This window comes from Streptomyces sp. CC228A, from assembly GCF_021390935.1.
Taxonomy (GTDB): Bacteria; Actinomycetota; Actinomycetes; order Streptomycetales; family Streptomycetaceae; genus Streptomyces.
The window spans coordinates 363,343-387,963 of sequence record NZ_JAJPUI010000007.1 but is presented as its reverse complement, the minus strand read 5'-3'; the positions used below and the strand labels follow the sequence as shown (position 1 = coordinate 387,963).

General features: G+C 71.7%; 26 protein-coding genes. 5 read left to right on the top strand and 21 right to left on the bottom strand.

The window, feature by feature from the left end; genetic code table 11:
• Positions 1–69: 69 nt before the first annotated feature.
• The 5 genes from L6E17_RS21680 to L6E17_RS21660 form a co-directional block, all read right to left on the bottom strand.
• Positions 70–261, bottom strand: coding sequence for a hypothetical protein (locus tag L6E17_RS21680; protein ID WP_149182676.1), 192 nt, complete (start codon positions 259–261; stop codon positions 70–72).
• The gene (locus L6E17_RS21675) at positions 258–1,931 is read right to left on the bottom strand and encodes a hypothetical protein (protein WP_236242407.1); all 1,674 of its coding nucleotides are present in this window, start codon (positions 1,929–1,931) and stop codon (positions 258–260) included. The genes L6E17_RS21680 and L6E17_RS21675 overlap by 4 nt, the downstream gene beginning before the upstream one ends.
• On the bottom strand, positions 1,928–2,569 hold the full coding sequence (locus tag L6E17_RS21670; RefSeq protein WP_236242406.1) for a WhiB family transcriptional regulator: 642 nt from the start codon (positions 2,567–2,569) through the stop codon (positions 1,928–1,930). Before L6E17_RS21670 ends, L6E17_RS21675 begins: the two co-directional genes overlap by 4 nt.
• 159 nt (positions 2,570–2,728) lie before the next feature.
• Positions 2,729–3,445 (bottom strand): hypothetical protein, encoded by a 717-nt coding sequence (locus L6E17_RS21665; protein ID WP_236242405.1) that lies wholly within the window; start codon positions 3,443–3,445, stop codon positions 2,729–2,731.
• Between the two features lie 2 nt (positions 3,446–3,447).
• Complete coding sequence (locus L6E17_RS21660) at positions 3,448–4,335, bottom strand: helix-turn-helix domain-containing protein (protein ID WP_236242404.1); 888 nt, start codon at positions 4,333–4,335, stop codon at positions 3,448–3,450.
• Positions 4,336–5,469: 1,134 nt separating this feature from the next.
• On the opposite strand from L6E17_RS21660, the gene L6E17_RS21655 reads away from it, so the two are divergent.
• Both L6E17_RS21655 and L6E17_RS21650 read left to right on the top strand, forming a co-directional pair.
• Complete coding sequence (locus L6E17_RS21655) at positions 5,470–6,903, top strand: helix-turn-helix transcriptional regulator (protein ID WP_236242403.1); 1,434 nt, start codon at positions 5,470–5,472, stop codon at positions 6,901–6,903.
• A gap of 93 nt (positions 6,904–6,996) precedes the next feature.
• On the top strand, positions 6,997–7,404 hold the full coding sequence (locus tag L6E17_RS21650; RefSeq protein WP_106517271.1) for a thioesterase family protein: 408 nt from the start codon (positions 6,997–6,999) through the stop codon (positions 7,402–7,404).
• Positions 7,405–7,663: 259 nt separating this feature from the next.
• Here the strand turns inward: L6E17_RS21650 and hemC are convergent, their stop codons facing one another.
• From hemC to L6E17_RS21580, 14 genes are all read right to left on the bottom strand, one after another.
• Positions 7,664–8,623, bottom strand: a complete 960-nt coding sequence (gene hemC, locus L6E17_RS21645) for a hydroxymethylbilane synthase (protein WP_236242402.1) — start codon at positions 8,621–8,623, stop codon at positions 7,664–7,666.
• A 204-nt stretch (positions 8,624–8,827) separates the two neighbouring features.
• Positions 8,828–9,457 carry a M15 family metallopeptidase gene (locus L6E17_RS21640; RefSeq protein ID WP_236242488.1) on the bottom strand — a complete coding sequence of 210 codons (630 nt, stop codon included), beginning with the start codon at positions 9,455–9,457 and terminating at the stop codon, positions 8,828–8,830.
• Between the two features lie 266 nt (positions 9,458–9,723).
• Positions 9,724–10,818, bottom strand: coding sequence for an NUDIX domain-containing protein (locus L6E17_RS21635; protein WP_236242401.1), 1,095 nt, complete (start codon positions 10,816–10,818; stop codon positions 9,724–9,726).
• 53 nt (positions 10,819–10,871) lie between these two features.
• A complete protein-coding gene (locus L6E17_RS21630) occupies positions 10,872–11,654 on the bottom strand; it encodes a PIG-L deacetylase family protein (protein WP_236242400.1) in 783 nt (260 codons plus the stop codon).
• On the bottom strand, positions 11,651–12,172 hold the full coding sequence (locus L6E17_RS21625) for a hypothetical protein (protein ID WP_236242399.1): 522 nt from the start codon (positions 12,170–12,172) through the stop codon (positions 11,651–11,653). The genes L6E17_RS21630 and L6E17_RS21625 overlap by 4 nt, the downstream gene beginning before the upstream one ends.
• Positions 12,173–12,214: 42 nt before the next feature.
• Positions 12,215–12,535 carry a hypothetical protein gene (locus tag L6E17_RS21620; RefSeq protein WP_236242398.1) on the bottom strand — a complete coding sequence of 107 codons (321 nt, stop codon included), beginning with the start codon at positions 12,533–12,535 and terminating at the stop codon, positions 12,215–12,217.
• 88 nt (positions 12,536–12,623) lie between these two features.
• The gene (locus L6E17_RS21615) at positions 12,624–12,890 is read right to left on the bottom strand and encodes a hypothetical protein (protein ID WP_236242397.1); all 267 of its coding nucleotides are present in this window, start codon (positions 12,888–12,890) and stop codon (positions 12,624–12,626) included.
• Between the two features lie 316 nt (positions 12,891–13,206).
• Complete coding sequence (gene fxlM, locus L6E17_RS21610) at positions 13,207–15,582, bottom strand: methyltransferase, FxLD system (RefSeq protein WP_236242487.1); 2,376 nt, start codon at positions 15,580–15,582, stop codon at positions 13,207–13,209.
• A 44-nt stretch (positions 15,583–15,626) separates the two neighbouring features.
• The gene (locus L6E17_RS21605) at positions 15,627–17,006 is read right to left on the bottom strand and encodes a phosphotransferase (RefSeq protein WP_236242396.1); all 1,380 of its coding nucleotides are present in this window, start codon (positions 17,004–17,006) and stop codon (positions 15,627–15,629) included.
• Entirely contained in the window at positions 17,003–17,881 is an 879-nt protein-coding gene (locus L6E17_RS21600; protein ID WP_308315917.1) for a class I SAM-dependent methyltransferase, read from the bottom strand. Before L6E17_RS21600 ends, L6E17_RS21605 begins: the two co-directional genes overlap by 4 nt.
• Entirely contained in the window at positions 17,878–18,792 is a 915-nt protein-coding gene (locus L6E17_RS21595; protein WP_236242395.1) for an NUDIX hydrolase, read from the bottom strand. The genes L6E17_RS21600 and L6E17_RS21595 overlap by 4 nt, the downstream gene beginning before the upstream one ends.
• A complete protein-coding gene (locus tag L6E17_RS21590; RefSeq protein WP_236242394.1) occupies positions 18,782–20,119 on the bottom strand; it encodes a methyltransferase in 1,338 nt (445 codons plus the stop codon). Before L6E17_RS21590 ends, L6E17_RS21595 begins: the two co-directional genes overlap by 11 nt.
• On the bottom strand, positions 20,116–20,712 hold the full coding sequence (locus L6E17_RS21585) for an MFS transporter (RefSeq protein WP_236242393.1): 597 nt from the start codon (positions 20,710–20,712) through the stop codon (positions 20,116–20,118). Before L6E17_RS21585 ends, L6E17_RS21590 begins: the two co-directional genes overlap by 4 nt.
• A gap of 268 nt (positions 20,713–20,980) precedes the next feature.
• On the bottom strand, positions 20,981–21,325 hold the full coding sequence (locus tag L6E17_RS21580; protein ID WP_236242392.1) for a hypothetical protein: 345 nt from the start codon (positions 21,323–21,325) through the stop codon (positions 20,981–20,983).
• Positions 21,326–21,479: 154 nt separating this feature from the next.
• Here L6E17_RS21580 and L6E17_RS21575 point away from each other — a divergent pair, with 154 nt between their 5' ends.
• Positions 21,480–21,632, top strand: coding sequence for a hypothetical protein (locus L6E17_RS21575; protein ID WP_236242391.1), 153 nt, complete (start codon positions 21,480–21,482; stop codon positions 21,630–21,632).
• Between the two features lie 43 nt (positions 21,633–21,675).
• Complete coding sequence (locus tag L6E17_RS21570; protein WP_236242390.1) at positions 21,676–22,653, top strand: L-threonylcarbamoyladenylate synthase; 978 nt, start codon at positions 21,676–21,678, stop codon at positions 22,651–22,653.
• A 184-nt stretch (positions 22,654–22,837) separates the two neighbouring features.
• Here L6E17_RS21570 and L6E17_RS21565 read toward each other — a convergent pair whose 3' ends face one another.
• On the bottom strand, positions 22,838–23,482 hold the full coding sequence (locus L6E17_RS21565) for a carbonic anhydrase (protein WP_236242389.1): 645 nt from the start codon (positions 23,480–23,482) through the stop codon (positions 22,838–22,840).
• 274 nt (positions 23,483–23,756) lie between these two features.
• On the opposite strand from L6E17_RS21565, the gene L6E17_RS21560 reads away from it, so the two are divergent.
• Positions 23,757–24,182 (top strand): hypothetical protein, encoded by a 426-nt coding sequence (locus L6E17_RS21560; RefSeq protein WP_236242388.1) that lies wholly within the window; start codon positions 23,757–23,759, stop codon positions 24,180–24,182.
• Here L6E17_RS21560 and L6E17_RS21555 read toward each other — a convergent pair.
• Entirely contained in the window at positions 24,160–24,546 is a 387-nt protein-coding gene (locus L6E17_RS21555; protein ID WP_236242387.1) for a DoxX family protein, read from the bottom strand. The two genes, L6E17_RS21560 and L6E17_RS21555, sit on opposite strands and share 23 nt — an antisense overlap.
• Positions 24,547–24,621: the final 75 nt, after the last annotated feature.

Sequence of the window (24,621 nt, the reverse complement as noted above, 5' to 3'; positions counted from 1 at the left end):
GGCGGTGGCCCGGCGGGGAGCCGGGCCACCTGTTTGCGAGTAGGGGCGTTGAGCTGGGGTTTTGCCGGTTCAGCCGCACTCGGGGCAGCGCGCGACGTGGCTGTTGAGCGCCCGGGCCATCCGCTGCTTCGTCGATGCAGCCTGCTTCGCGCTGGACTTGGCCGCCGGCCTGCCCTCGTGCCGCTTGGAGTGGGCGATCATGTAGCCGATCTCCCGCTGGTACTCCGCACGGACGGTGTTGAACTGGTGGCAGGTCTTCATCGGGCGGTGCTCCTTGTATTTATGGTGTCGTCGCTCCGCAGTTGCTGGAGGACGAGGCTCAGCCGGTCGTTCCGGCCGCCCTTGAGGCCCTCGCGTCGGAGGATCTCCCGTAGCTGGACCCGGGTGACGGCCCCGTTGCCATCCCGTGCGAGCAGTGCGGGGACGTGGGGGCGGACCTGCTGGACGAGCTGTTCCACGGACTGCTCCGGCTCACGTGGCGGACGCTGTGCTTGTGGGCTTCGGGACCGGCCACTTCGCTTTCCCTTGACCTTGACCTTGGCCTTGGCGGTCGGCTTCCGGCGGAGGGGGACCTTGTGTCCCCGGTCCCCGGTGGGGTCGGTCCCCGTGTCGGTGTCGGTCGGTCCCCGGTCCCCGGTGGGGTCGGTCCCCGTGTCGGTGTCGGTCGGTCCCCGGTCCCCGGTGGGGTCGGTCCCCGTGTCGGTGTCGGTCGGTCCCCGGTCCCCGGTCGGGTCGGTCCCCGACTCGGAGCCCTTCGGTCCCCGGTCGCAAACCTGGGCGTGACCAGGCACTTCGACCGGTGGGCAGCCGGTCCCCGCGTCACCGTCCTGTTCGGTGGGCTCCGTCTTGGCGGGTTCGGAGTCGGTGTCGGTGTCGGTCGGTTCCCGGTCCCCGGTCGGGTCGGTCCCCGCGTCGCCGCTCTCGGTCCCCGCGTCATGTTCCCTGGCTCCGGGGACCGGTCCCCCCTCCTCACGCGGTCCCCGGTCCCCGATCAGTTCGGCGTGACCGTAGGGACCGGCCGCGGGGACCGCCGTGCTCGGCATCCGCGGCGAGGGGACCGTCGCAGCCGTGGCACTGCCACGTGGCGCGGACCAGGGGGAGGGGAGCGGGACCGTGGCGAGCGCGAGGGCGTGCCGGCGGGCGGCGAGCTGGTCGAGCAGCTGCGCGCGTTGGAGGGGGTCGGTGCCGACCGATGCCCTGCCGAGGGCCTTTGACAGCCGCCGGGTGAGGCGTCGGCCGCGCCAGCTCCGCTGCTGCTCGGGCGTGCGCTCCGCGAGGAGGGCGGCGAGGGCGACCGCACGGGTGGTGGCCCGGTCACGGGTGATCTGCGCGGCGTCGCGGTCCCGGGCGGCGATGCCCAGGCGGGACAGCAGGCGTTCGCGTGCCTCCCGCCCCAGGGTGGCAATCAACCCGCGGGACGCGGCGCCCGGCGTGCGCAGGCGCAGTTCGATACCCATGGCGAGGTGCCACAGCATCGCCGCCATGATCGGGCCGACGAAGGCGCGGACGGTGCCGCCGACGGGGCCGCTCTCAGCGAAGGCGGGGATCACCTGCACTCCTGTGATAACCCAGACCAGCGTGCCGGGTAGGCCGGGCGCGCCCTGTGTGGCCAGGTTCTGCCGAGCCATCAGCGCGGTCGCGAAGAGAGCGAGCTCCGCTGCGGCGAACATCGCGGCGCGTTCGGCGGTGCCGGCCATGTTGAGGTAGTCGGCAGCGAAGCGCCAGCTCGTGTCCGCGCTGTAGGCGGTACAGCCGAGCGCGGCGAACGCGGCGACCTTGACCGCCGGACTGCCGAGACGCTTCTGCGGGCGCGTATCCCGCCGCCGCATCGCCCAAGCAGTCAGCATCAGGACAAGGGCGGCGGGCACGCCGATCGCGAGGAGGAGAGACGGGTCCGGAGCGGCACCGAGGGACAGGACGGGGTGGGTCATGCGGCCTTTCCGAGAGGGGCGTGCGCCGAGGCCGACGCCACCGGACGGGTCACCGGCTGCCGTGTGCCGGGCTGGGCGAGTGCGGGGCCACCGGTGGTCGGGGCGGTCTTCTTCCGCTTCTTCTTCGGCCGGGGCACGCCGTAGGTGCGGTCGCGGTCGAGGATCTTGTTGGCGGCCTGCCTCAGCAGGTCACGGGCGTGCTTGTGGCTGATCTGCAGCGCGGCGGCGAGCCGGTCGGGGCGCCAGCCCCGGACGTAGGCGTGGTCGATGACGACCTGGCGCTCGGCTTCGGTCAGGTGCACGTCGCGACCGTTGAAGAACGCGATCACGCGGCTGTAGTCGAGGCGCTGGGGCAGTCCGTCGTGCCAGGGGCGCCGCTCCGCCTCGGTGAGCCCGCCCCAGATGCCCTCCTTGAGGACGTTCTCCAGGGCGTAGTTGAGGCAGTCGCGGCGCACCGGGCACCAGCCGCACAGCTCCTTCGCCTCGGCGATGGCCTCGTGGTCCCGGGGGAGCGGGAAGAACACGGCGTCGGCGTCCTCGGGGTCCATGCCGTGGCACGCTCCTCGGTTCTGCCAGCTCGTGTCTCCGATGCCGCGCAGGCCGGTGGCCGGCGCGTGGTGGGTGGTGATGTGGCGCAAGGGTGTCTCCGATGTGCTGCCGTGTCGGCCGGTCGGGGCCGGCGCTGGGCGGACGCGGCGTCGGGTACCGGCTGCGGCGCAGGGACGTGCGCCGCAGCCGAGGCGGGACGATGGTGTTTCGGCGGTGCACCTGACGGGTGCACTGGCCTTGCGTGCCGGTCAGGCCATCGCGGGCTGCCGGACCTGCTCGGTCTGCTGGGCCTGCTGTGCGGCGGCGAGGTCGAGGCGGCCGGGGTGCGGGGTGGCGCGCGGGGCGGTCCCGCGTGCCCCGCCGTCGGGGCCGACCCTTCGGCGGCGGCACGGCTCACCGGGCTGGGCCAGGCACCACTCGCAGCGAACGCTCAGGGCGTCGGGCTGGCCCTGGGCGACGGCCGCCTCACGCGCGGCACGGGCGGGCCGGTAGGGCGCGAGGGCAGCTCGGGCGGCGGGCGGTATGCAGGAGCCGATCGCCCGCAGCCGGGCCTCCAGCTTCGGGTCGACCCCGTCGCGACCGCTGGTGATCGCCCGGGCCTGGGCGGGCTGTGCGAGGCCGGCGGCGACGGCGCGGCGAGCCCCGGCCAGTTCGGCCGTCCAGGCGGCCTGGTCGTCAGGGTCGACGGACGGCGTGGGGTCGGAGTGCCGGGCCAGGCGGTCGCGCCGGTAGCTCTCCCACGGACGAGCCACGTCCGCGGGCAGGATTTGGTACGGCGAGGTGCGGATGTGCTGCCGGGCGGCGACACGGGCATCCCAGCCGTGCGGCGTGGCCATCGGCACGTCGCCGAGCAGTTCGTGCCACTGGGCGAGCTGGTCGCGGGCCTCGCCCTGGTCGGTGCGGATGGTGCGGGGGTCGAGCCGACCGATGTAGGCCAGCAGGGCTGCGATTTCGCGGCGATCCATGGTCAGCCCTCCGTTCCGGTCGGCTCGTCGAGGGCGGCGAGAAGGGCGGCGGTGTGGGCCTCGGCCCGCGTCATGCCGCCCGGCGCACCGGAACCTCCGCCGGGCACGGCGTAGAGGTTCGGGCGGCTGGGGGCGTGCTCTCGGGCGATCCAGGAGCGCCAGTCGGCAGCCCAGACAGCGGCCGGTCGCGGCTTGAAGTCCGCCCGGTGCGCGCGCCACTTCGCATCTGCTGCCTGCAGGCCCTGTTCGCCGAGGCGGTCGAGGTGTCCCTGCTGGCGGGCCCAGGCGTGGGTGGTTGGGTCGACCTGCCACTCGGCAGCCGAGAAGACGGCGGCACCACTGCTGTACCTACGGTTCAGATCCGGTTCACTACGGTTCTGTGTGCCGGTTTCCGGTACATCGCTGTGCCGGTTTCCGGTATGCCGAGGTGCCGGTTTCCGTCGGGACCTGCTGGTTTCCGCTACTGCCGGTTTCCGGACCGTCTCGCGGGATTCCGGTACCTCACGCGGGCGGATTCCGTACCGCCGCAGGGCCGAGAGCCGAAGTGTCGGGCTCGCCTCCGGATCGTCCGCCGACGCCTGGTCGGCGTCCTCCTGTTCTCCCATGGCTTGTGCCAGGGCCTTCGCGGCGAGGGGCAGGCGGTAGACCGTGCTGCGCTGGGGGCCGGTGAGGTCGTCCAGCTGCTCCAGCTCGCCGCCGGCGACCAGTCGACCGAGGGCTTCGCGCACCGTGGAGACGGAGGCGCGGGTGCGCTTGGCCAGGCTGGACAGCGACGCCCAGGAGACGCACTGTTCGTCGGCCACCCGGTCGGCGATCGACAGCAGGACCAGGCGTGCAGTTCCCCGGCTGGAGCTGTGCTCCCACACCCACTCGCGGGCTTCGCTGCTCATCGGCCGCTCCCGCGCGCGAGGCGGGGCCGGTGGCTTACCGAAGCCGGGGCGGTGTGATGCGGCTCGGGGCAGGAAGGCGCCGGTCCGGAGGTGGCTGCCGCGCAGGCCAGGCGGAAGGGCCTTTTGCGCAGGGCAGGAGGCATGCAAGAATCCCCTTTGCAGTGTTGCCACGCTGACGCGCCCGGTGGAATGGGATCAGCGTGGTGATGGTGGGCAATCGCCGCCCTTGCCGGGGCGGTTATGCCGTCAGGCGTTCGGCGTCCGGGAGTTCGCTCTCGGACGCCGCCGCTGTTTACGGACCTATATGGCCGGTCCGTGTGCCGCTCGCTCCTCGCATTCGCCGCGCCGGGCAGGGCTGCCCGGGGGATGACGAACATACGCACGGGCCTGCGACAAGATCCAGAGTTGGTTCTTAATCTCTGTACTAGTCGCAGAGCGTGACGAGGCGAGACGCCAGGTTGTCGCTCGCACGTGTCGCCAAGGCTGCCGGAGAATCGTTGCCGCGATCCCTCGGAGCGCTCGACAGACGCCATGGATGGAGGCGGCGGGCGAGGCCGGGCAGCCGACTGCTCGCTCCGGGTCTCGGAGGTGAGCGTCACGGTGCCCCCACGTGTCTCTTGCACAACGCCTTGTTGAACCTGCTGGCCAGAGCGATTTAAGCCAAGCGTCATCAGGGCAGTCAACGGCGCTCTTTTGTCCGCTTTGGTCGCAAACGTCGTCGCGGTGGCTGATGCCTGGTCTCCGGCCTACGTGCCCGTAAGTCGCTTGCCGCATAAGGGGGGTCGCGTTTAGGGGTGGATCTGATAAGGCATTAGATAGCGTGGTCTAGACCGAACGCGAGGCGGTCCGACGAAAATCGGCAACCTTTTGCCGGTTTTCCTGGCGGCCCGTTTGTTGATCAAGAGCGACGTCCGATTCGGGTGCGAACGTACGCGATGTCGCCTCCATCTGGTTCGACGTTAAACCAGTGCAGGGGTGCCCCTTTGTGCCCCATGCCACATGCAATCAAGATCGCTTAAATGTTGCGTATGGTTCCTGTCGGGAGATGGTGGGGCGGGGGTTCGGTGCATGCACTGGACCCTTTTGCGCGCCCGGAAATGGGAGTCTCCGCAGAGGCGTAAAGGCAGGTTTTTCGTGGTCACAAATGAACAAGGCCCCGGCAGCGACGAGGCTGCGGACAAGGAGGTCCCGGGTCAGGTCGCCGGCTCGGGGGGCGAAGTGACCTCGGGGGACGATGTCGAGCAGCCAGTGGCCGGCCAGTTCATGGGGTTCGGCGCACTGCTGCGGAGATGGCGCAAGAACGCACGGGTCAACCAGACGCTGGCGGCCAAGGCCCTGGACATGGGCGAGCGGACGTACCGCAAGATCGAGCGTGGCGCGATCCCGCCCAGGCTGACCCGGGAGCAGGTTGAGTCCCTGGCGACGCTGCTCAACCTGGACCGTGACGAGCGTCATGCGCTGGTGCTCTACAACATCGGTTCCGCCCTGGTGCCGCCGAGCGGTTCCGGGCAGCCCGAGCTGCAGCAGGCGCTGCGCCTGCTCATCGACCGGCAGATGCCCAGCCCCGCGTACCTGTGTGACCAGCACTGGAACATCTTGGGTTTCAACACTGCGATGGCCGAGTGGTGGCCATGGGTGATGGAGCCGGGTGCGAACTTGATTCGCTGGGCCCTGACCGAACCGGAGGCCCGTGCCCAGTACCAGGACTGGGACAAGCACGCGTCAGCGTACGTAAAGATCTTGAAATTCGCCCAGGCCACCAGGCCGAATGATGCAGAGCTGCGCCGGCTGATCGACGACGTCAAAAGGGATGTCGACGTGCGGCAGGTGTGGGAGACCGAGCACGACATGGGCGAGACGCGCGATGGCCACGTCTTCCGGATGAACATACCGACGCTGGACTGGGAGACCGTCGAGGTCGTGAGCCATGTCCTCTACCCGGCGTCGATGCCCGACTGCCGCTTCGTCGTGATCACCTGGGTCGAGGGTGGAGGGGACGACGAACGGGACGCCTTGGGAGGCACCCGCGACGCCTGGGCCGCCACGACGGCGAACCGGGACGATGTGGCCATCGCGCGGCGACACGCGGAAAACCGCGCGGCCGAGGATGCCGCCACCCGCTGGCGCCGGGAAGCGGCGGCACTCGCCTCCCGGACAGTCGTCTCAACCGCCGAGGAGGCGGCGGCCCTTGCAGGGGCGGACGGCGTACCGCTGCCGGCTATCAGCCAGGTTCTGGGCAGGGATGTCCAGCTGACGCTCGCCCCCGACCAGCGCACCGTGGTGTGGGCTGTCGAGGAGGCGATCGGGATCTGGTCCGTCACTCACGTCTCGCCGGCCACGGTGGTCGCCCGCGTGCCCAGGGGCGTCCTGCAGGGGGCCCGCCTCGCCGAGATGCGTCAGCTGGTCCGCGCCGCACTGCCGGCCGACAGCGCGGCGGCAACCGCCCGCATCGGGGAGCTTCTCCACGAGCGTGACACCGAGCAGCGCGTGCTCCGCGACGTCCTGCAGTCGATCCAGGAGAGTGGCACCGGCGAGCTCGGCGCCCAGGGCGCTGGCCAAGAATCCTAGGCCACGAGGCCCGCCGTGTAACCGAATGGCGCGCAAGCGCCCAGCTGGTGCAGTCGCTGTCGCACCTAGCCCTTCGCACAGAAAGACCTCTTCGTGAACACCTACACCTATCCGCTGCCGCTGCGTTGGGCGGACGCGGACTCTTACGGGCACGTCAACAACTCGCTGTTCCTCACCTACCTGGAGGAGGCGCGTACGCGCATGTTCCAGGACATGCTGCCGGCGGACGAAGCCGGACGGCGCCAGCGAGCCTTCGTGGTCAGCCAGTCCGTCGTCGACTACCGCGCCCCGCTGACGTACCGCGAGGAGCCGGTCGACGTGCAGGTCTGGGTCATCAGCTGCCGTGGGGCTCGGCTCGAACTCGGATACGCCATCCGGGACGCCGAGCGCACGTACGCGGAAGCCGTGACGAAGATGGCCGCGTACGACCTGGACACCGGCCGACCGCGGCGCATCTCCGAAGCCGAGCTGGAGTTTCTCGCTCGTTACACGGAATCCTGACCCCAGGTCCTCTGGTCAGCGGGTCGCCGTCGGCCCGTACGCGCGGTGCCTCGCCCTGCACAGCGGGGCGCCGCTCCGCCGTCCCCGGGCCAGGTGCGGCTCGCTGATGACCGGCAGGAGCCACCGAGGGGTAGGTCCAACTTCGGGGCCGCAGCCGCATGTGCCCTCCGCATCCGCACCCGGTCGTCACGGTCGCTCGGCGGAACAAACACCGCCGTGCGCCCCGCGGCCTGGCTGCTCCTCGACCGTGTCGCGCCGCTCATGGCCGTACTCCCAGGAGTCGGGCGGCGCCGGCGTCCAGGAGCTGCTCTCCCGCCCGGCGTCCGACAGCGGTGGGGGCGGAGGCAGGGCCGCACGTGACGGTGCGAAGGGGCGCACCGCCGACTGGGTCGAGGACGACGGCGTGCACGGTGACGCACTCGGCTTCCTCGTCGAAGGTGGCGTGAACGGAGGCGGCGGTGAGGCAGCCGCCCCGCAGGGTGGCGAGGGTGGCACGTTCTGCGTCCACGAGGACGCGGGTGGGGCCGTGGTTGAGCGGGGCGAGGAGCTGGCTGGTGGTGTGATCGTCGGCGCGGTGCTCGATGACGACGATCCCGGCGCCGGCAGCGGGCAGCCATACCGTGGGGTCCAGGATCTGCGAGGCGCGGTCCGCGAGGCCGAGGCGCCGAAGCCCGGCAAGGGCGGCGATCATCGCATCCGCCCCCAAGGCCCCGGCGTCGAGCGCGTTTACCCGGGTGTCGGCGTTCCCGCGGATCGGTACGGGGACCAGATGCGGGTGGAGGGCCTTGAGGAGTGCGGCTCGGCGGGGTGCGCTCGTGCCCACGCGGGTACCGGGCGGCAGTGCGTCCAGGGTGGTGGGTGGCCGCCCGGCGGGCAGGACGAGAACGTCGCGGACGTCCTCGCGGGGCAGGACCGCTCCGATCGTGATCCCGGAGGGCCGGTCGTGGGGGCCAGGGATGTCCTTCGCGCAGGCGATGGTGGCTTCGACCCGGCCGTCGAGAAGATGCTCGTCGGCCCGGCGGGTGAATGCGCCCTTCCCGCCGATCTCGGCCAGCGGACCTCGGTGCTGGTCCCCTTGAGACGTGATTCTGAGGACCTCGAGGTCGATGTGCGGGTACAGGGTTCGGAAGGCCGTCTCGACCCGGCCGGTCTGCTCCATGGCCATGGGGCTGGGCCGAGTTCCCATCCGAAACCGGGTGGTGGTCGTGCTGGATGTCATTGCGGATCACTTTCAGACGGAAGGGCTGAGGGGAGCCAGCGTGGCTGCGCCGGGACGCGGTGGCGCGAGGTGACGCGCGGGCTCCCCGAGTCTGGCTGTTCCCGAGCTGGTCTAAGGCGAGGTCGGCGAACCGCATGGGGCGCGGCGGCTCCGGTCCCGTCTGCGGTAGCGGGGTGGTGTGCCAGCCCACACGGCTCGGCCTGATCAGGGCAGGTCGCGCGGTCCGTACAGGGCGACTGGTTGCTTCGTCATCAGCGCCCAGTACCGGTCGCCATGGCTCCAGTGCCACCACTCGGTCGCGTAATTCACGAGCCCGGCGGCGGAGAGCACGTTGACCAGCGCCATTCGGTTCGTACGGGCCTGGGGACTGATTGAGCTCGCGCCCGTGTAACAGGCACCGTTGCTTTCCTCAGGGCTCGCGTTCACGCGCGTGCCCATGTCCAGCTCGGTGCCGTTGGCGTCCACGAGGGTGAGGTCGACGGCGGCGCCGGCGCTGTGCGGCGCGATCTCCGGTGGAGACACGTACCGGCTTGCGGCCTCGTGCACTTGATCTTGCGACCAAGCAGGGTTGGCCGTACGCAGCTCGTCCGCGTACTCCTCGAAGTAGCGCCGTTGCAGGTCAGGCGGGCGGTAGCCCTCGACGTAGAGCAAGCGCAGGTCGGCGGGCAGGAGAGCCTGGGCGTACAGGAGCCGGTCGAGAACTCCCTGACGGAGTTGAGCGAAGGCACCTGCCGGGTCGGCCCTGCGGTCGTCGACTAACAGGTTCCTGCGGACGTCGACGAGCGGCTCGCCGCAGTCCGCGACGGGGACGGCGGCCACGCGCGGGTCGCTCATCAAGATGAGGGGACTGGCGGCATCCCGCGGGTTCGTGTTCACCAGGACTCCTTGATTCGTCGGCTGCGTACGGACCCGCGCGCCTCGCGGGGTGTTTCTCCTCGCCATGTGGGGCGGTGGTGTCGGCCGTTCGGGCCGGGACCGGTGCCCTGGTGGGGTCGTCTCTTCCTGAGCGGGCGCCGGTGCGCGGATGGCTGGTCGGCCGAGGCCGCGGCGTCGGGCATGGGGTTCCTCGATTCGGCTGTTTCGCTTCGGGCGGTGCTGAGCTACCAGGCGGTGGGGTCGGCGAGTTCGGTGACGGGCTGGTGGGCGGCCTTGGGGATGCCGAGAAGGGAGCGGGCGTGGTGGGCTGCCTGGAGTTGCTCGGCTGCGGATGGCCCCCAGTCGAAGAACTGCAGAGCCTGCTCCGGGGTGGCCAGGATCCGGGTGTAGGTGCGGCCGGTGGCCGGATCGACGGAGGCCGGTCCGAGGCTCGCGAGGGCGGCGGCGTAGCGGACGCGCGCGCAGGGCTCGCCGGGGTCGGACAGGTACCCGAGGTACCGGGTGCCGGCCAGCTCGGCGGCGGCCTCCTCGCGAGCTTCACGGAGCAACGTGTTCTCGGGGTCTGCGCGGTCCGCGGGTTCCGGAGTGCCGCCGGGCAGACAGGCGGCGCCAGTGTCCGGCTCCAGGAGCACCAGGACCCGCCCGTCTGGGGCGAAGGCCCAGACCCAGGACTGGCGGACTGTAAGGCCGTTGGGGACGGGGATGGGATGGAAGAGGAGATGGTGGTGGGCTCGGGCAGTGCGCAGGACTCCGACCCTGTCAAGGACGGTCGGGGCGATCGGGAGCCCGTCCTCCAGAAACACGGGACCGGCGCCGCTGATACGGGCGCGGAGCGCGGACCGGGCACGCCGGGCGTCGCCCGGAGACATCAGAGCGGGAAGCTCGGCGGGCTCGACGAACTCGATGCCGTCGATCTCGCCAGGTGCGGGCCGGATCGCTGCGATCTGGTCCTCGTCCCAGACGCCGCCGTCGAAGACGTGCAGGAGTTCGCCGGGGAACTTCATGGCGGCGGGCGTCCTGCGGCCGGCGGGGGAAACCCCGTCGACGGCCAGCCCGCGGGTGACGGGCGCCGTGATGCCGAGCTCCTCCTCCAGCTCGCGGGCGGCGCCCTGCGCGGGGGACTCGCCCTTGTCGACGGCGCCGCCGGGCAGCAGACGGGTGGAGCGGTAGGTCACGCGCTGGAGCAGGACCTGCCCGCGCTTGTCCGTGATCAGCACGGAGGTTCCGGCCCACAGGGCGGCCGAGGCGCGCAGCGCCCCGTACGCCTCCTCTTTCATCGCCACGCTGGGACGTTCGTCGGGTGCGGAAGTCGTGGTCATCTCTCTCCGATCGGTGGGTGCTCGCTCGTGGTGAAGGGCGCGCGGGCGGGCTGTCAGGTGGCCAGCTGGACCGGGTCGCCCTTCATCGGGCCGGGGATGAGCCGGGTGAAGTACTCGGTCTGGATGATCTGGATGCGGTCTCCCTCGGGGAGGCGGGCGAGGATGCCGGGCAGGGGCCGTTCGCGTGCGACCTCGCCGCGGTGCGCGAGGATTGCGCGCCACTTGATGTCGGCCCAGGGGGTGACGTCGACGCTGGTGGTCACGTACGTGTCCGGCACCGCGAGGACGGCCTTGCCCGCGCCTTCGAGCAGGGGGCGGAGCAGGCCGACGCCGGACTCGGGGTGCGTGGCGGCGTACAGCGCGGCCGGCTGCCAGGGCGGGCCCGCGTCGGGATGCATGTGGGCAAGGCCGGCGGCTTCGACGGCGAGCAGGGTGATCTGGTGGGCGCGTACGTGGTCGGGGTGGCCGGTGAGCTGGCCGAGGGCGTCGTGTCCGATGACGATGTCGGGCCGGAAATCCCGGATGTGGGCGACGAGGCGGCCGACTGCTTCGTCGAGGGGAGCGTCGACGAGGCGTGGCCGACCGGGGGCGGCCTCGGGGTCGCGGGCGTCGTTGTAGCCGAGCAGGCGGGGGGTGCCGGCGCCCAGAACGGCCAGGGCGTCGGCGAGTTCCGGAGCCCTGCGGCTGTCGGGGGCCCAGGTGGCGGTGACGACCGCCGTGCGGGCCCCGGCGGCGTGATGCTGGGCGAGGACGCCCCCGGCGAGGAGGGACTCGTCGTCTGGGTGGGCGAAGACGGCAAGCAGGCTGGGCAGCACGGGGATCTCCGGGGCGGTCACGGTACGGGGACGGGGGTGCCAGTGAGGCACTCGGCGTGGCGGACGAGGTGGGGAGCGAGGTCCGGGTGGCCGCCCCGACCGGCGACCTGGAGGAGCTGGGCGAGCGCGACAAGTTCCCCCGTCCGGCCGGCGGCCGTGTCCAGGACGTGGGCGAACTCGCGGCGGATCCTGGCGGCGGTGGCCGGCCGGGTGAGGCTGTAGGCGTGCAGGAGCCCGACGTCGAAACCGACGGGAACCCGGCCCCAACCTTCCCAGTCGAGCAGGACCAGCGGCGGGCCGGCGAGGTTCGCCCAGTGAAGATCGGCGTGTCCTGTAGTCCAGACGCTGACCTGGAACGCGGAGATGCCCAGGAACCGGGTGAGGTTCTTGTCGACCCACTGCTGCCGTACGGCCTGCCGGTCGGTCACGACGGTCGACGTCGCCTCCAGAGCCAGGCGGAGGTCGGCCCACCACGAGGACGGCAGATCGAGGTCCGCGGTGAGCACCGGGCCGCCGGTCTGGAGGGCGGGCAGCGGCACGTACTCGGACAGCTCCGCGCGGTAGGCGTAGCCGTGGGCGGCTCATTCGAGCACGTCATGGAGCCGCGGCCTTGGAACAGCCGTGGGCAGCGCCTGGTGGGCCGTGGCCGTTCCCTCCCATAGGCGGAGGTTTCGCTTGTCCTGCGGCGCGCACACCAGGCGAAGCCACCACCGGCTGGCCTTACGGCCCAGGGTGCGGCCCTGCCAGCCCCACACGTCCGGGCCGGTGGCCGTCACCTTGAGCGCGCGGGCCGCGGCCGCGTGGGCGCGACGCATCCGGACGTGATCACCGCGGTCGCGCGGCGGCACGAACACCGCCGTGGACGGAGAACCGGTCGAGTGGCTGGCCGCGGCCGTGTTCACGACCACGCTCCGCGCGCTCGGCGAGGACGGGGCGCGCAGGGGTGCCGGTCGCCCCCGACCCAGGCCGGGATGGCGTGGATGGTGAAGATCATGTTTCTGGTGTCTCCGCTGGTCGGGGCCGTGCGGGGGCCGTGAGGTGCAGCTGGGTCAAGGCCGCTTGAACGGTGCGCTCGGGTGTGAGAGCGCTGGTGTCGATGACGTGGCCGTCGGCGTGCAGCCAGTCGGTGGCGGCCTGCTGGTAGTGGGGGACGCGCCGACGGCGGTAGGCACGTACGGCTTCGCTGCGCGCGGCGTCACCGGGGAGCTCCCAGCCGGCCGTGATCCGCTCCTGGAGTGCCGCCGGGGCGGTGTGCACGACGAGGTGGTGGAAACCGCCGGCCTCTCGAAGCGGGGTGAAGAGCTCTCGGCGTATCCGGGGTTGAGGACCGTCATCGGCGCGATGACGGGGCCGCCCGTGTGCCGGACAAGGCCGGCGACGAAGGCGCCGGTCAGCTGCCGCCGCAGCGGAAGATCCTGGTAGTCCCGGGGGCGCAGGGCGTGGTCGGCGAGCGTGCTGCGCAGCAGGTCGCCGACGGCCTCCGGGCCAGCGACCACAGCGCCCGGCAGAGCGCGGCGCAGCCCGGCGGCGAGGGTGGTCTTCCCGCCGCCGAACGTACCGTTCAACCAGATGATCACGCCTGTCCCGTGGTCGCGGCGATCGCGTCGGTGGGCCGCGCGGGGGCCGGGAGGTGTCCGTTCCGGCCCGGCCACCGGAACACCAGCCGGGAGGACTCCTTGTCCAGGACGTCGCCGACGGGCAGCAGATGGTCGGGGGTCCCGGCGGGGTGGACGGTCAGGGCCGGGTCGGCGCCGTTGCCGTCCTCGGTGCGCACGTCACGGTCCCAGGCCCGCACCATGTCCGCGATCCGCTCGGCGAGTTGGGGGCCCTGCTCGCCGAAGGCGTGGACCACCCACTCCGATTCCCACTCGCTAGGGCTCTGGCCGTGCCGCGTCTTGACGTGGAGCAGGTAGGCGAGCGACGCGCCGCCCACGATCGCCGGGGCGTCGCTGCCCTTCGCGATCTGCGTGACTCCCGCCTCCGGTTCCTCGTGCGAGGCCAGGCGGCAGAACCCCTTGAGGGTGGTGGCCGCGTAGAGCTGGAGCGAGCCGAAGTAGAACCTGCCGCGCATGGTCACCCCCGTGGCGACCTCGTGCCGCGGCCCGCGCAGCGCCTCCTCCAGGCCCGCCGTCTCGGCGGCGGTGCCGTGCTCAAAGCGGAGTGTCAGGGAGCCGTCGAGAAGGGAGACGACCGGAACGGTGCGGGCCTGCTGTCCCTGGTCACGGACGAATCCGCAGTGCGTGAAGTGCCGGGCCTCCAGCACCTGCCCGCGCCGCTCGAAGGTGACCGCCCGCGTGTAGCCGCCGATCTCCAGCGGCAGCACGAGGCGTCCGCCCTGAGCCAACTGCTCCCGCCAGGCCGGGGCGATGTCCCAGCAGCTGTAGGTGATCACGCTGCCGTCGAAACCGCCGCGGGGCACGAGGTGGGCCGGTGCGCCGAGGGCGGCGTCGGCCTCGATCACGGTGACGCGTCCGCTGCCGGCCTCCGTGAGGAACCGGTGGGTGCGGCGCACGACCCACGGGTCGATGTCGACCGTGACCACACGACCGTCGGGTGCGGTGACGTGGGCGATCAGCTCGGCGTTGTAGCCGCCGGATCCCGCCTCGAACACGATCGCGCCCGGTTGAAGGTGCAGGCTTTCGATCATGTCGGTCTGGAGCCAGGCCGCGGACACTGAGCTGATCGCCGCTCCGGTCTCGTCGCGCCGGGTGATCACGGCCCGGTCGCCGCCGTCGTACGCGGTGGCGAGGTTCGCTTCCGGGGCGAAGCGGTGTCGGGGCACGGTCCGCAGCGCCTCTTGAACCTGTTCGGAGGGGGCCCAGCCGCCGGCGATGACCGTCTCGGCCATCTCTTGGCGCAGCCGGGCGGCTTCGGCCGGCTCGCCGGGCACGGGCGGCTGGTCGACGGCGAGAGGGTAGGCGTGGACGGGCGGCAGGTGGGGGATGACCCCGGGCCAGATGGCGTCCAGGGCCTGCGCGGCAGGGGTGAAGACATCGCCGACGCAAGACAGGGCGTGCAGGTCATGCCACTCCCACCGGTCGAACAACTTCGGCTCTTGGTTGTTGGGGGTTCCCGACCAGGCGGTGATACGGACAACGGCCGTGAGCCGGGGCACGCCGTGGCTGTCGTCGACGAGCATCGTGACCACATACGCGTCCGAGGCCAAAGCCGTCAGGCCGGTCTCCTCACCGAGTTCGCGGACCGCCGCCGCGGCGAAGTCCTCCGGTCCGCAGGTCTTGCCGCCGGGCAGCTCCCACATGCCCCGACGCGAGCGGCCGAGTAGGGCCCGCCCAGCCGCGTCGGTGACGATCGCGAGGGCTCCGGTCACGGCGTGACCAGTGGGTGGTTGCCGCCTCTCGACCGCAGCGGTGTCCCTGTGGCAGGAGCCGCGCAGAACAAGGACGGCGAGCTCGTCCGCTTCCAGCCGTACGACCTGCTTCCATCCGGCGGTGAGCAGGCCGATCTCGTCCTCGTCGAGGGCGATGTCACGCCGCTCCTCGGGAGTGTGCTCGGCCACCGGAGTGATGACCACGAGCGCGCCGCCGGGCCGCAGCCGCTCGCCGAGGGCGTGCAGGACGCGGCTGCGGTCGCGCAGGAAGGGATACATCAGGCGCAGGCTGATCAGGTCATATCCCTCCTGGTGCAGCTCTGCCGGGTCGTCGTTCTCGATGTCCAGCTGTAGCCAGCGCACTCCCTCCACTTCCGGGTGTTCCTCGCGGGCCCGGGCGATCGCGCTGCCGACGAAGTCGACGGCGTCCACCGCGTAGCCGAGAGACGCGAGGTAGGCGGCCAGTTCGCCGGTGCCGCATCCCACGTCGAGCGCCCGCCCGCCGCCTTCGGGAACGGGCGTGTGCTCGGCGAACACAGCCCGCTCGGCGTCACCGAGCTGCCGGAAGTTCTTCCCGTCGGCGTAGTGCTGCTGCCACTCCTCGCGAGCGGTGTACCCCACGGTGCTGCTCCTCAACTGGTCGGGTGCGGTGGATAAGTCGGTGTTCACGGGTGGCTTGTGGCGCGGAGGCGCGCCAGGGTGCGGTGGCCGCGTTCGACGAGCTCCGGATCGCCGTGGGCGGCGCCGTACTGGATGCCGGAGAGGGCGTCCAGGGCGTCCAGGACGGCCAGGTGTTCCCCCTCGGCCGGGGTGAACGGGCGGCCGTAGCCGTCCATCACGGCCTCGTAAAGGTCCGGCCGGCCCGCCCAGGCGTCGGACAGGCGCACGAAGTCCCGTACGGCCGGGCCGTCTTCGCTGCGCTCGAAGTCGATGACGTAAAGGCTTCCGCTGGCCTCGTCCCAGCGCAGATTGCGCAGTTGGAAGTCGCCATGCGTGGGCCCCGCCTCCAGGGGAGGCAGCCCCGCGGCTTTCACCACCATCGCCCGGATGAACTCCTCGTCTCCGGGAGCGAGGTGAGGGCGAGCGGCGTCGAGGTGACGCTCCCACTTCCCTAGGGGCAAGGTGTCGCCGGTTGCCGGCCGGGCAGGTGCGCTGTGGTGGATGGCTGCCGCGAGCCGGCCGATGCGGTGGAAGATCCGCCGCTGTTCTGCCGGTGGGTGGACGGCGCCGTGCAGGGAGCGGCCCGGTACCGCGGTGATGACGATGGCCCTCAGCGCCTCGTCGACGGCCACCAGGCGGGGCGCGGCCACGCCCAGGCCGGTAACCCAGGTGCGGTAGGCGGTCACCTCCCGCTGGTGGAAGCGATCGTTCTGGTGCACCTTGACGAACCACAGCCCGCCCTCGGCGCCGGCAGCGCGCCACACCTGGCTGCCCTGCCGCGCCCAGGACACGTCCGTCCAACCAGTGACGCGCCCGACAGCCCGCTCGGTGAACTCCCGCAGTCGCACCTCCGGCCCGCCCGTGCCGACCGCCGGGACGGGGCGGCGCCGGTCGGCAGTCGGGTCGTAGCAGATCGGGTCATCGGGCCGCTGGAAGTGCACGGCCATCGCCTGGCCCTCCCGGTAGGTGTCCAGCCCGGCACGGCAGTACGCGACCATCGGGTCCGGCAGCGCGTCGAGACGGAACCAGTTCATCGCGTCGCAGACGGCCGGCTCCCGGATGGCAGGGGCGCCCTGCCAGGTGCGGACCTCGAAGAACACTCCGGTCCGGGCCCCTCCCCCGGGGCTTCGGTGGTGCACGGTGACCGCGAACCGCACGTCCGCCGGGTCGATGACGACGCCGGTCTCCTCGTGCGCCTCGCGGATCAGCGCGTCGACGACGTCCTCGTGCGGGCCGTCCAGGTGCCCGGAGGGCAGGTGCCACAGGCCCGAGGCGTAGACCTGCCCGGCGCGGCGGGACAGCAGGATCTCGGGGCCGGCGGCGCCGTCGCGGCGCAGGATCAGGTGGACGTCGACCGGCTCCCGGTGCCGCTGCTCGCCGCTCATGACGCGGTCCCGGGTCGGCGGGCCAGCAGCACCGTGAACACTGCTTCCTCGCGCAGCGTCCCGCTGCGGGCGTGTGCGTCGAGAAGCCGGCGGGCCTCGGCCTCGAATGCCTGGTGTCGGTCGGCGAAGAGGGCGGGCCGGGCGAAGCTGGTGCTGCGGAGGTATCCGATGACTGATTCGGGGGTCCAGGCGCGGGTGAACGGAAAGCGGTGTTCGCTCACGTCGCTGAACGCCGAGGCGGCCAGGTCGTCCTCGTAGGAGCGGCCGGGCTCGGTATAGGTCCCGCGGGTGCCCGCGCGCCGTCCCTCGCCGAGGTAGTTCTGGATCAACGCGCGCAACGCGACGGTCCAGTCGGCGTCATGGGTCCACAGGCTCCCGTCACCCATGACGGCAACGGCGGCATGCGGGGCGGCCACCCGGTCCGCCATCTTCAGGACGGCCGGGCGGTCCATCCAGTGAAACGCCCGGCAGCAGGTGACCAGATCAGGGCGTTGGCTCAGAATTCGGGGGGCGAAGGTGTGGGCCTCGCCGGCGTACGCGGTGACCGTGCACGCTCCGAGGAGCGGTTCGAGTTCGGCCATCGCCTGCGCGAGCATCTGCTGATTGACGTCGACCAGGTTGACGTGCGCCATGCGCGGGACGACAGGTAGCAGCGCGCGGGGGACTTGGCCGGTGCCGGTCCCCAGGTCCAGCAGGACGGGCGCGGGCCCTCCGTGCAGGGTCGCGGCGAGGAGGCGTACGGCTGCGTCCGGCACGCCCGGCCGGTAGCGGGCGTACTCGCCCGCCGCCGTCCCGAACAGCGCCTCGCCGGAGGGCTCCGGGCCAGCGGGGGGTTCGTCGCGCCGGTCAGGCACTGGCAGCGGTTCGTTGTTCACGCCCACCCCATCTCGGAGTAGGAGCGGCCGGCGCGGATAGCGTCGATGGCCGCGCGGGTGTAGGGCACCATCGGCTTCGGCAGGCCGTCGAGCGGCCACCACTCCCAGCGGACGCACCGGTCCGGTTCGCGCACCTCCGGCTCTCCGCGCCACGCCGTCGCCCGGAAGAAGAGCCCGATGCGCGGCTCGGCGCCGGCGTGGTCGAGAAGGTGGACCGTGTGCACCAGGTCCAAGTCTTCGGGCCTGATGACGAGCCCAGCCTCCTCGGCCGCCTCCCGGACCAGGCACGACCGGACCGATTCCCGCTCGACGTGTCCGGCGAGCGCGTGCCAGTGCTCGGCGGCGTACGCGGCGTCGGGATGGCGCAGTCCCAGCAGGGTGCGTCCGTCGCGCTCCAGGTAGAGGTGGGCACCGATCACGTTCTTCACGGCACGCGCACCGCCCCGCGATGCCACGGGGCGCTGTGCGGGTACCGGCGCGAGCTCGCAGGAGGCGTTCCCAGCGCGGTGGGCGAGGATCGCCTCGTACGCCCAGGGGCACATGGAGAGGTGGGCCATGGTGTCGACGTCGAACCAGCGGAACATGATGCCTTCGGTGACCGGTAGCTGGTCGGCGTCGCCGTCCCACCGGCCCTCGTAGACCTGGATCCGACCCTCGGTGACGTGGGGCCCAGAGGCGCTCACCGTGGTGAAGAGTTTCAGGTCGGGGATGACGAGGCCAGCCTCCTCGCGCAGCTCGCGGACGATCGCTTCGTCCGGCGTCTCCTGGCCTTCGGGCCCTCCTCCGATCAGTGACCACGTGCCCGGATCGCAGATCGGCTTGTGCGCGTCCCGCAGGTGCAGCAGGTACTGCCCGTGGCTGTTGGTGAGGATGACGGCGGTGCTGGTAGCCGTTGCGGGATCAACGTGCATGGCTGTCGCCTTTCTCGGAGTGCGGGTCAGGCTCGCCTGCCGCCTCCGTATCGGTGTGCGAGGCGTTGGTGAGCGCCCAGGACAGGGCGCCGCAGCGGCTGGTCACCCGCTGGGCGCCGTCGGCGTCGATCTGAAGCCGGTAGGTGTGCGGTGAGCCGGCCGCGCGCCAGTGGTCAGCGACGTCGTGGATCTCCGCCCAGATGTCGCGTGGCCCGACGGCGGTGACCTCCCAGCGCCGGTGGCCGACGCGGCGTGCCCGCATCCAGGAACCGCACCGCGGCGCGCCGATCGTCAGGTCGTCCGCGCTGAAGTCGCGGACCAGCCCGGGGTGGAGGTGGTCCAGGGCCAGCCACATGCCTCGGTCGGTGTCCGCCGGGGGCTCCAACCGACTGCGCCGAGTCCGGCCGCCCTCGGAGAGGGCGATCTTTTTACGGAAGGCGGCGGACAGGAACAGCCGGTCGAAGCCGACGCCGCCGCGGTGTCCGAACTCCACCGCGACCAGCTCCGCCTCTACAACGCCGGTCGAGGTTCTGCTGATCACCGCCAGGCCCGGCCAGGACGGGGAGGAGGTGCCCAAGGTTATCAGCGCGCGCCCGCCTGGCTCGAGTTGGGCAACCAGAGCCGGCGGAACCCCGGGTACGGCGAAGGACACGAAGATCCGGTCGTACGGGCCCAGCTCGGGCCAGCCGGCCAGACCATCCCCGGTCACCACAGCAGGCCGGTACCCCAAGGCCATCAGACGCGCGCGGGCGGCTTCGCTCACGTGCCGGTCGATATCGAGGGTGACGACGCCATCGTGGCCGCTGACGAAGCAGGCCACGGCGGCGGTCACGCCGGCGCCGGTGCCGACGTCCAGCACCCGCTGCCCTCGGCGCAGGTCCAAGCGTTGCAGCAGGTCGGCGGTCATGCCCATCGTGCTCGACATCGCCGTCATGGCGCCCCCGGACCGGGCGCCGGCGGCCCGGCCGAGGATCGGCTCGCCATCGTGCTGGATGGACACGCTGTCCCCGCTGTGGAGAAAACCCAGCAACTCCTCCCGGTCGCCGGGCCGCGCCCAGTCCAGCAGCTCCCAGCACGGAGGCTCGTCGGGGACGCTGCGCCGTACGTACGCCTGCGGCATCAACGTCTCGCGCGGCAGGGCAAGGAGCGCATCGCGTACGGGTCCGGGGTAAAGGTCACCGGCCTCTTCCAGGCGGGCGACCATCTTTGCCCGTGCGGCCGCGACCCGCGGATCCGGCGCGGCGGGGGAAGGTGTTGCTGTACAGGGTTCGGGGAGCGCGGTGGCGGTCGGCCCCGCTTCCGTACCGCCGGTGATGGGCTGCGTCACGGCATACCTCCCTCCACCGAGCCCTCCGCGGCGAGGCCGGACCCCGGCGCGGGCACGGTCGGCCCGGCTGCGGCAGGCGGTTGACCCGTGGTGTGGCCCGTGCCCTCCGGTGGCGAAGGAGGGGCGGGCATCTGTCGCAGGGCGCGCAGCGGTGAACGGGCCAGGACCACAAGCGGGACGACCAGCAGGCAGGCACCGGTGACCAGCGCGGGGCGTACTCCGGTCCACGTGCCGAGCCCGCCGGCGAGCAGAGCGCCCAACGGCCGGGCGCCGGAGGTCAGCCAGGTGCTCACGGCCTGCATCCGGGCTTGCATGCTGTTCTCGGTGATGATCTGGCGGATCGACCGCTGGGTGGTGCCCGCCGCCCCCGCGCAGGCCAATTGGAGGAATAGCGCGGCGCCGATGACGATCTCCCAGCCGAGGCCCGGGGAGGCCAGCAGCAGCGAGACTTGGGTGAGCGGGGTGAGCGCGAGCGCGCCGAGCATCATCGGCCCGGGTCCGAACCGCCGCGCGACGGCGGGCGCGAACAGCGCCCCGGCGGCCGCGCCGAGGGCGCCGATCCCCAGGACCACGCCGAAGGCGGTCGCGCTCATCTCCAGGACCCGCAGCAGGTTTGTTTCCGCAGAGGCTGTGTCCCCCGCAGATCGTGTCGCTTTACAGGGGGAACGCAGACCTGGCCTGTTTCGCATGCGAACTGTTCACCGTGTCGCTATCTCCAACGGCTCTCGTGACGAACGCCACACTGTAGCGGGCGTCAAGGTCAGCGTGGGGTCGATCAGGTGGGCTGGCCGGAGTCGGGCGGACGCTGCGCGAGCGGGTGGAGCGGAAGAGCGCCACCGTCTCGTAAGAGGGCGGCCTGCCTCACTCCTTCCCGGTCGTCTCGGGCCGGCCGCCGGTCAGAGCGCGGCGGAGGTCTGCGACGGCCGGGGCGCCAGCGGTCGTGCCGTCGGCGTGCCGGTAGAGCCGGCAGGACAGGCTCGGCTCCACGCTGTCGTGGGCGAACGGATCGATGCCACCCAGAAGGACGGTGGGCGCACCCGTCATCCGTTGCCGGGTGGCGGCGTCCGCATCGGTCACCTTGATCCATTCCATCGGCACCGTTCGGCCTTCGAGGGCATCGGCAAGCCGCTCGCGGATGAGCGGGGCGTTCGGGCGGTCGGGCACGGTCACCACCTTGATCCGCGTCGCCGTCTCCGGCTGGTTCATGGCGGACGCCTTCCGCATCCCGTTCTTCGTCTGTCCCGGGACAGAACACCTAGCTGCTGCGCAGAGTGATGGCCGACACGGCTTCCGATGGGTGCAGATCTTGAGGTTGCGCGGTCGACCCAGGGCGCGGTGACCGGATCTGCCAGGGCAGCGGGTGACCGTCGAGCGTCGCACGACAGCGTTCCTGCGCCGGGCTGTCACCGAGCTGTCCATCGAGAACGAAGCCCTGCGCCATCCCGAGCATCGGCAGCAAAGGGTCACAGCGCTGGGCAAGCGGCGGCTCAGGAACGGCTTCACCTGCTCCTGACCGGCGGACGGCCAGCACCAGCCGCCGCCCTACAATCACCAGGGTGACGGCAAGCACCCATGACATCGAGAACGCGGCCGGCGTGCTGCACGCTGGCGGCCTGGTGGCCCTCCCGACCGAAACGGTCTACGGCCTGGGCGCCAACGCCGAGGACCCTGCCGCCATTGCGCGGATCTTCCAGGTCAAGGGGCGTCCGCCGTCTCACCCGCTGATCGTGCACATCGCCGGCGCGGAGCAGCTGGACGACTGGGTCGAGGAGGTGCCCCCGGCGGCGCGTCTGCTGGCCGAGCACTTCTGGCCGGGCCCTCTCACGCTGGTGCTGCGTCGCGGTTCCCGCGTGCCGCTGGAGGCGACCGGTGGGCTGGAGACGCTTGCCGTGCGTGTGCCTGACCACCCGGTCGCGCTCGCGCTGCTGAATGCGTTCGGTGGCGGTGTCACGGCGCCGTCCGCGAACCGCTTCGGCTCGGTCAGCCCCACCACGGCGGACCATGTCCGTGCCGAGCTCGGCGATGCAGTGGACTTCGTGCTGGACGGCGGTGCCTGCGAGGTCGGCGTCGAGTCCACCATCGTCGACGCCACCGGCGAGACCCCGGCCATTCTGCGTCCAGGCGGGGTGACGCGCGAGGACCTCGATGCGGTCCTGGGGCACCCGGTCGAGGTCCCCTCGACCAGCCATGTCCGGGTGCCGGGACAGCATCCGTCCCACTACGCGCCTCGGGCGCGCGTCGTCCTCGTCGAGCCCGAGAAGGTCGTCGCCGAAGCGGAACTCGCCCACGAACAGGGACACCATGTGGGGGTCTTCTTGCCCGCTCCTTTCGCCGACGTCCCGGTGAAGGCACACGCCGTGGTGGCGGTCCCCGCCTCGATGACCGCCTACGCGCGCGGGCTGTACGGGTTCCTGCGTGAACTCGACGAGCAGGGCTGCGACCTCATCGTCGCCTCCCTGCCGGAGGACGAGGGGCTGGGACTCGCGATCGCCAACCGGCTCCGCCGCGCCGCAGGGCCCCGGACCATCGTCTGACCCGCGGCCCCGCTGGTTCGCCACCGGGCTCGGCGGAGCACGCACGGGTCGGGCAGCCGGGGCCGCAGCTCGTGCCGCCCGCCGTCAATGACAACCGCCCATCCCCCAGCCCATCCCGCGGCTCGCGCTCCGCGCCGATATGGCGCGGGGCTGGGGGCGGGACCGGGCCGGTGGATGAGAATGGTCAGGATGCGGTGGGAACCGCCACGTCGAGGCCGCGCGCGGCGACAAGCTGGGCACTGCCGTCGGCCAGCCGGTACGACAGTCCCACCACGCCGAGGCGGCCCTCGGCCACCGCGTCGGCCAGGACGCGGGAGCGTTCCAGCAGCAGGTCCACCGTGTGCTCGATGTGCTCGGCCAGGATCTCCTCGGGCTTCTCGCGTCCGGCGGCGCGGGCGGCCAGCACACTCGGGGTCACCCGTTCGACGACGTCGCGGACGAAGCCGCCCGGCGTCTGCCCGTTCTCCAGGGCGGAGCAGGCCGCGGCCACGGCGCCGCACGAGTCGTGACCGAGGACGACGACCAGCGGCGCGTTGAGGACCGCGACGCCGAACTCGAGGCTTCCGAGTACTTCGGTGCCCGCGACGTGTCCGGCGGTGCGGACCACGAACAGGTCGCCCAGGCCGCGATCGAAGATGATCTCGGCGGCCAGCCGGGAGTCGGAGCACCCGAACATCACTGCGAAGGGCTTCTGGGACGGTGCGGTCTCGGTGCGGCGGGCGGCGTCCTGGTTCGGATGCTCGGAGGCGCCGGAGACGAAGCGCTCGTTACCGGCCATGAGCAGGTCGAAAGCGTCACGGGGCGTGGGCGTCAGGATCTTCTCGGTCATGGTGGCAGCCTACGAGGTGACACCAGCCCCTGCACCGGCCGGCCCTCGGTGTCCGCCGGTCTCACACGGGGCCTTGCAGGGCAGGCGCCCAGCGGCCGATCAGCACGCTCATTCTCACGTATGGAGTGGTGCGCGCGGCAAGCAATCCTCCTTCCCGATCGCACCGAATGGAGGGTGAAAGGGACGAATTGCGACATCCATCCGTCCATGACGGGCACCCTCACCGTCCGCTGACCCGCACAGGCCACGCGGCGTCTCACGCCGGAGCAACCCCATGCACCACGATCCGACTCGCCCGGACACTCCACACCGGAAACTGCGCAGCGTCGCCCGTCTCCTGGCCGCAGCCGGCCTTGCAGCCGACGCCTACTTCCACGCGCACCTCGCCGACCGCTACGACGCCGTCAGTGCGCCCCTCAGCCAGGGCACGCTCTTCAGAGTCGAAGCCGCCGTCGCCGCCCTGGCGGCGCTGCTGGTCCTTCTCTGGCGCCGCCCCCTGGCAGACGCCTTCGCCTGGACCGTCGCAGCCGGCGGACTGGCCGCGCTCCTGCTCTACCGCTACGTCCACGTCGGAGAGCTCGGCCCCCTGCCCAACATGTACGAACCGGCCTGGTTCACCGACAAGAACCTCGTCGTCATCGCCCAAATGCTGGCACTCGTCGCCGCCACACTCCTCCTCACCCGTCGGCGCCCTGCCTGACGTCCTGCATACCGGCGTGGCGGGCCCAGAGGATCAGCGGGACCTGGAGGGGAAGCCTCGCGCAGGCGACGGCTCTCGCCGTCTTCGAACGGTGACGCCAGTCATAGGCCATCTTGACGTTCGCCGGGAACACTCCGGCGAAGAACAAGGCGGTGGCCCGGGCGCTTGCCCTTCGGGTCGCCGGCAGCGCGAGACCGGCGGCCAGGGCCAGTTCGGCCACGCCGCTGGCCGTGGTCCAGGCCCGGGGGCTGCCCGGCAGGGAACGCGGCACGAGGGAGTCGAACTGCCTGGGTGCGACGAAGTGAGCGACACCTGCCGAGGCCATCAGGCCGGCGAGCAGAAGCGCGGAACGCGCAGGGGACATGGGGAGTCCTTCGGTCACGGGGGCGGGCGGGAGAGGACGCCTGAACGTACCGATCGGTTGAGGCGGCGCACAGAC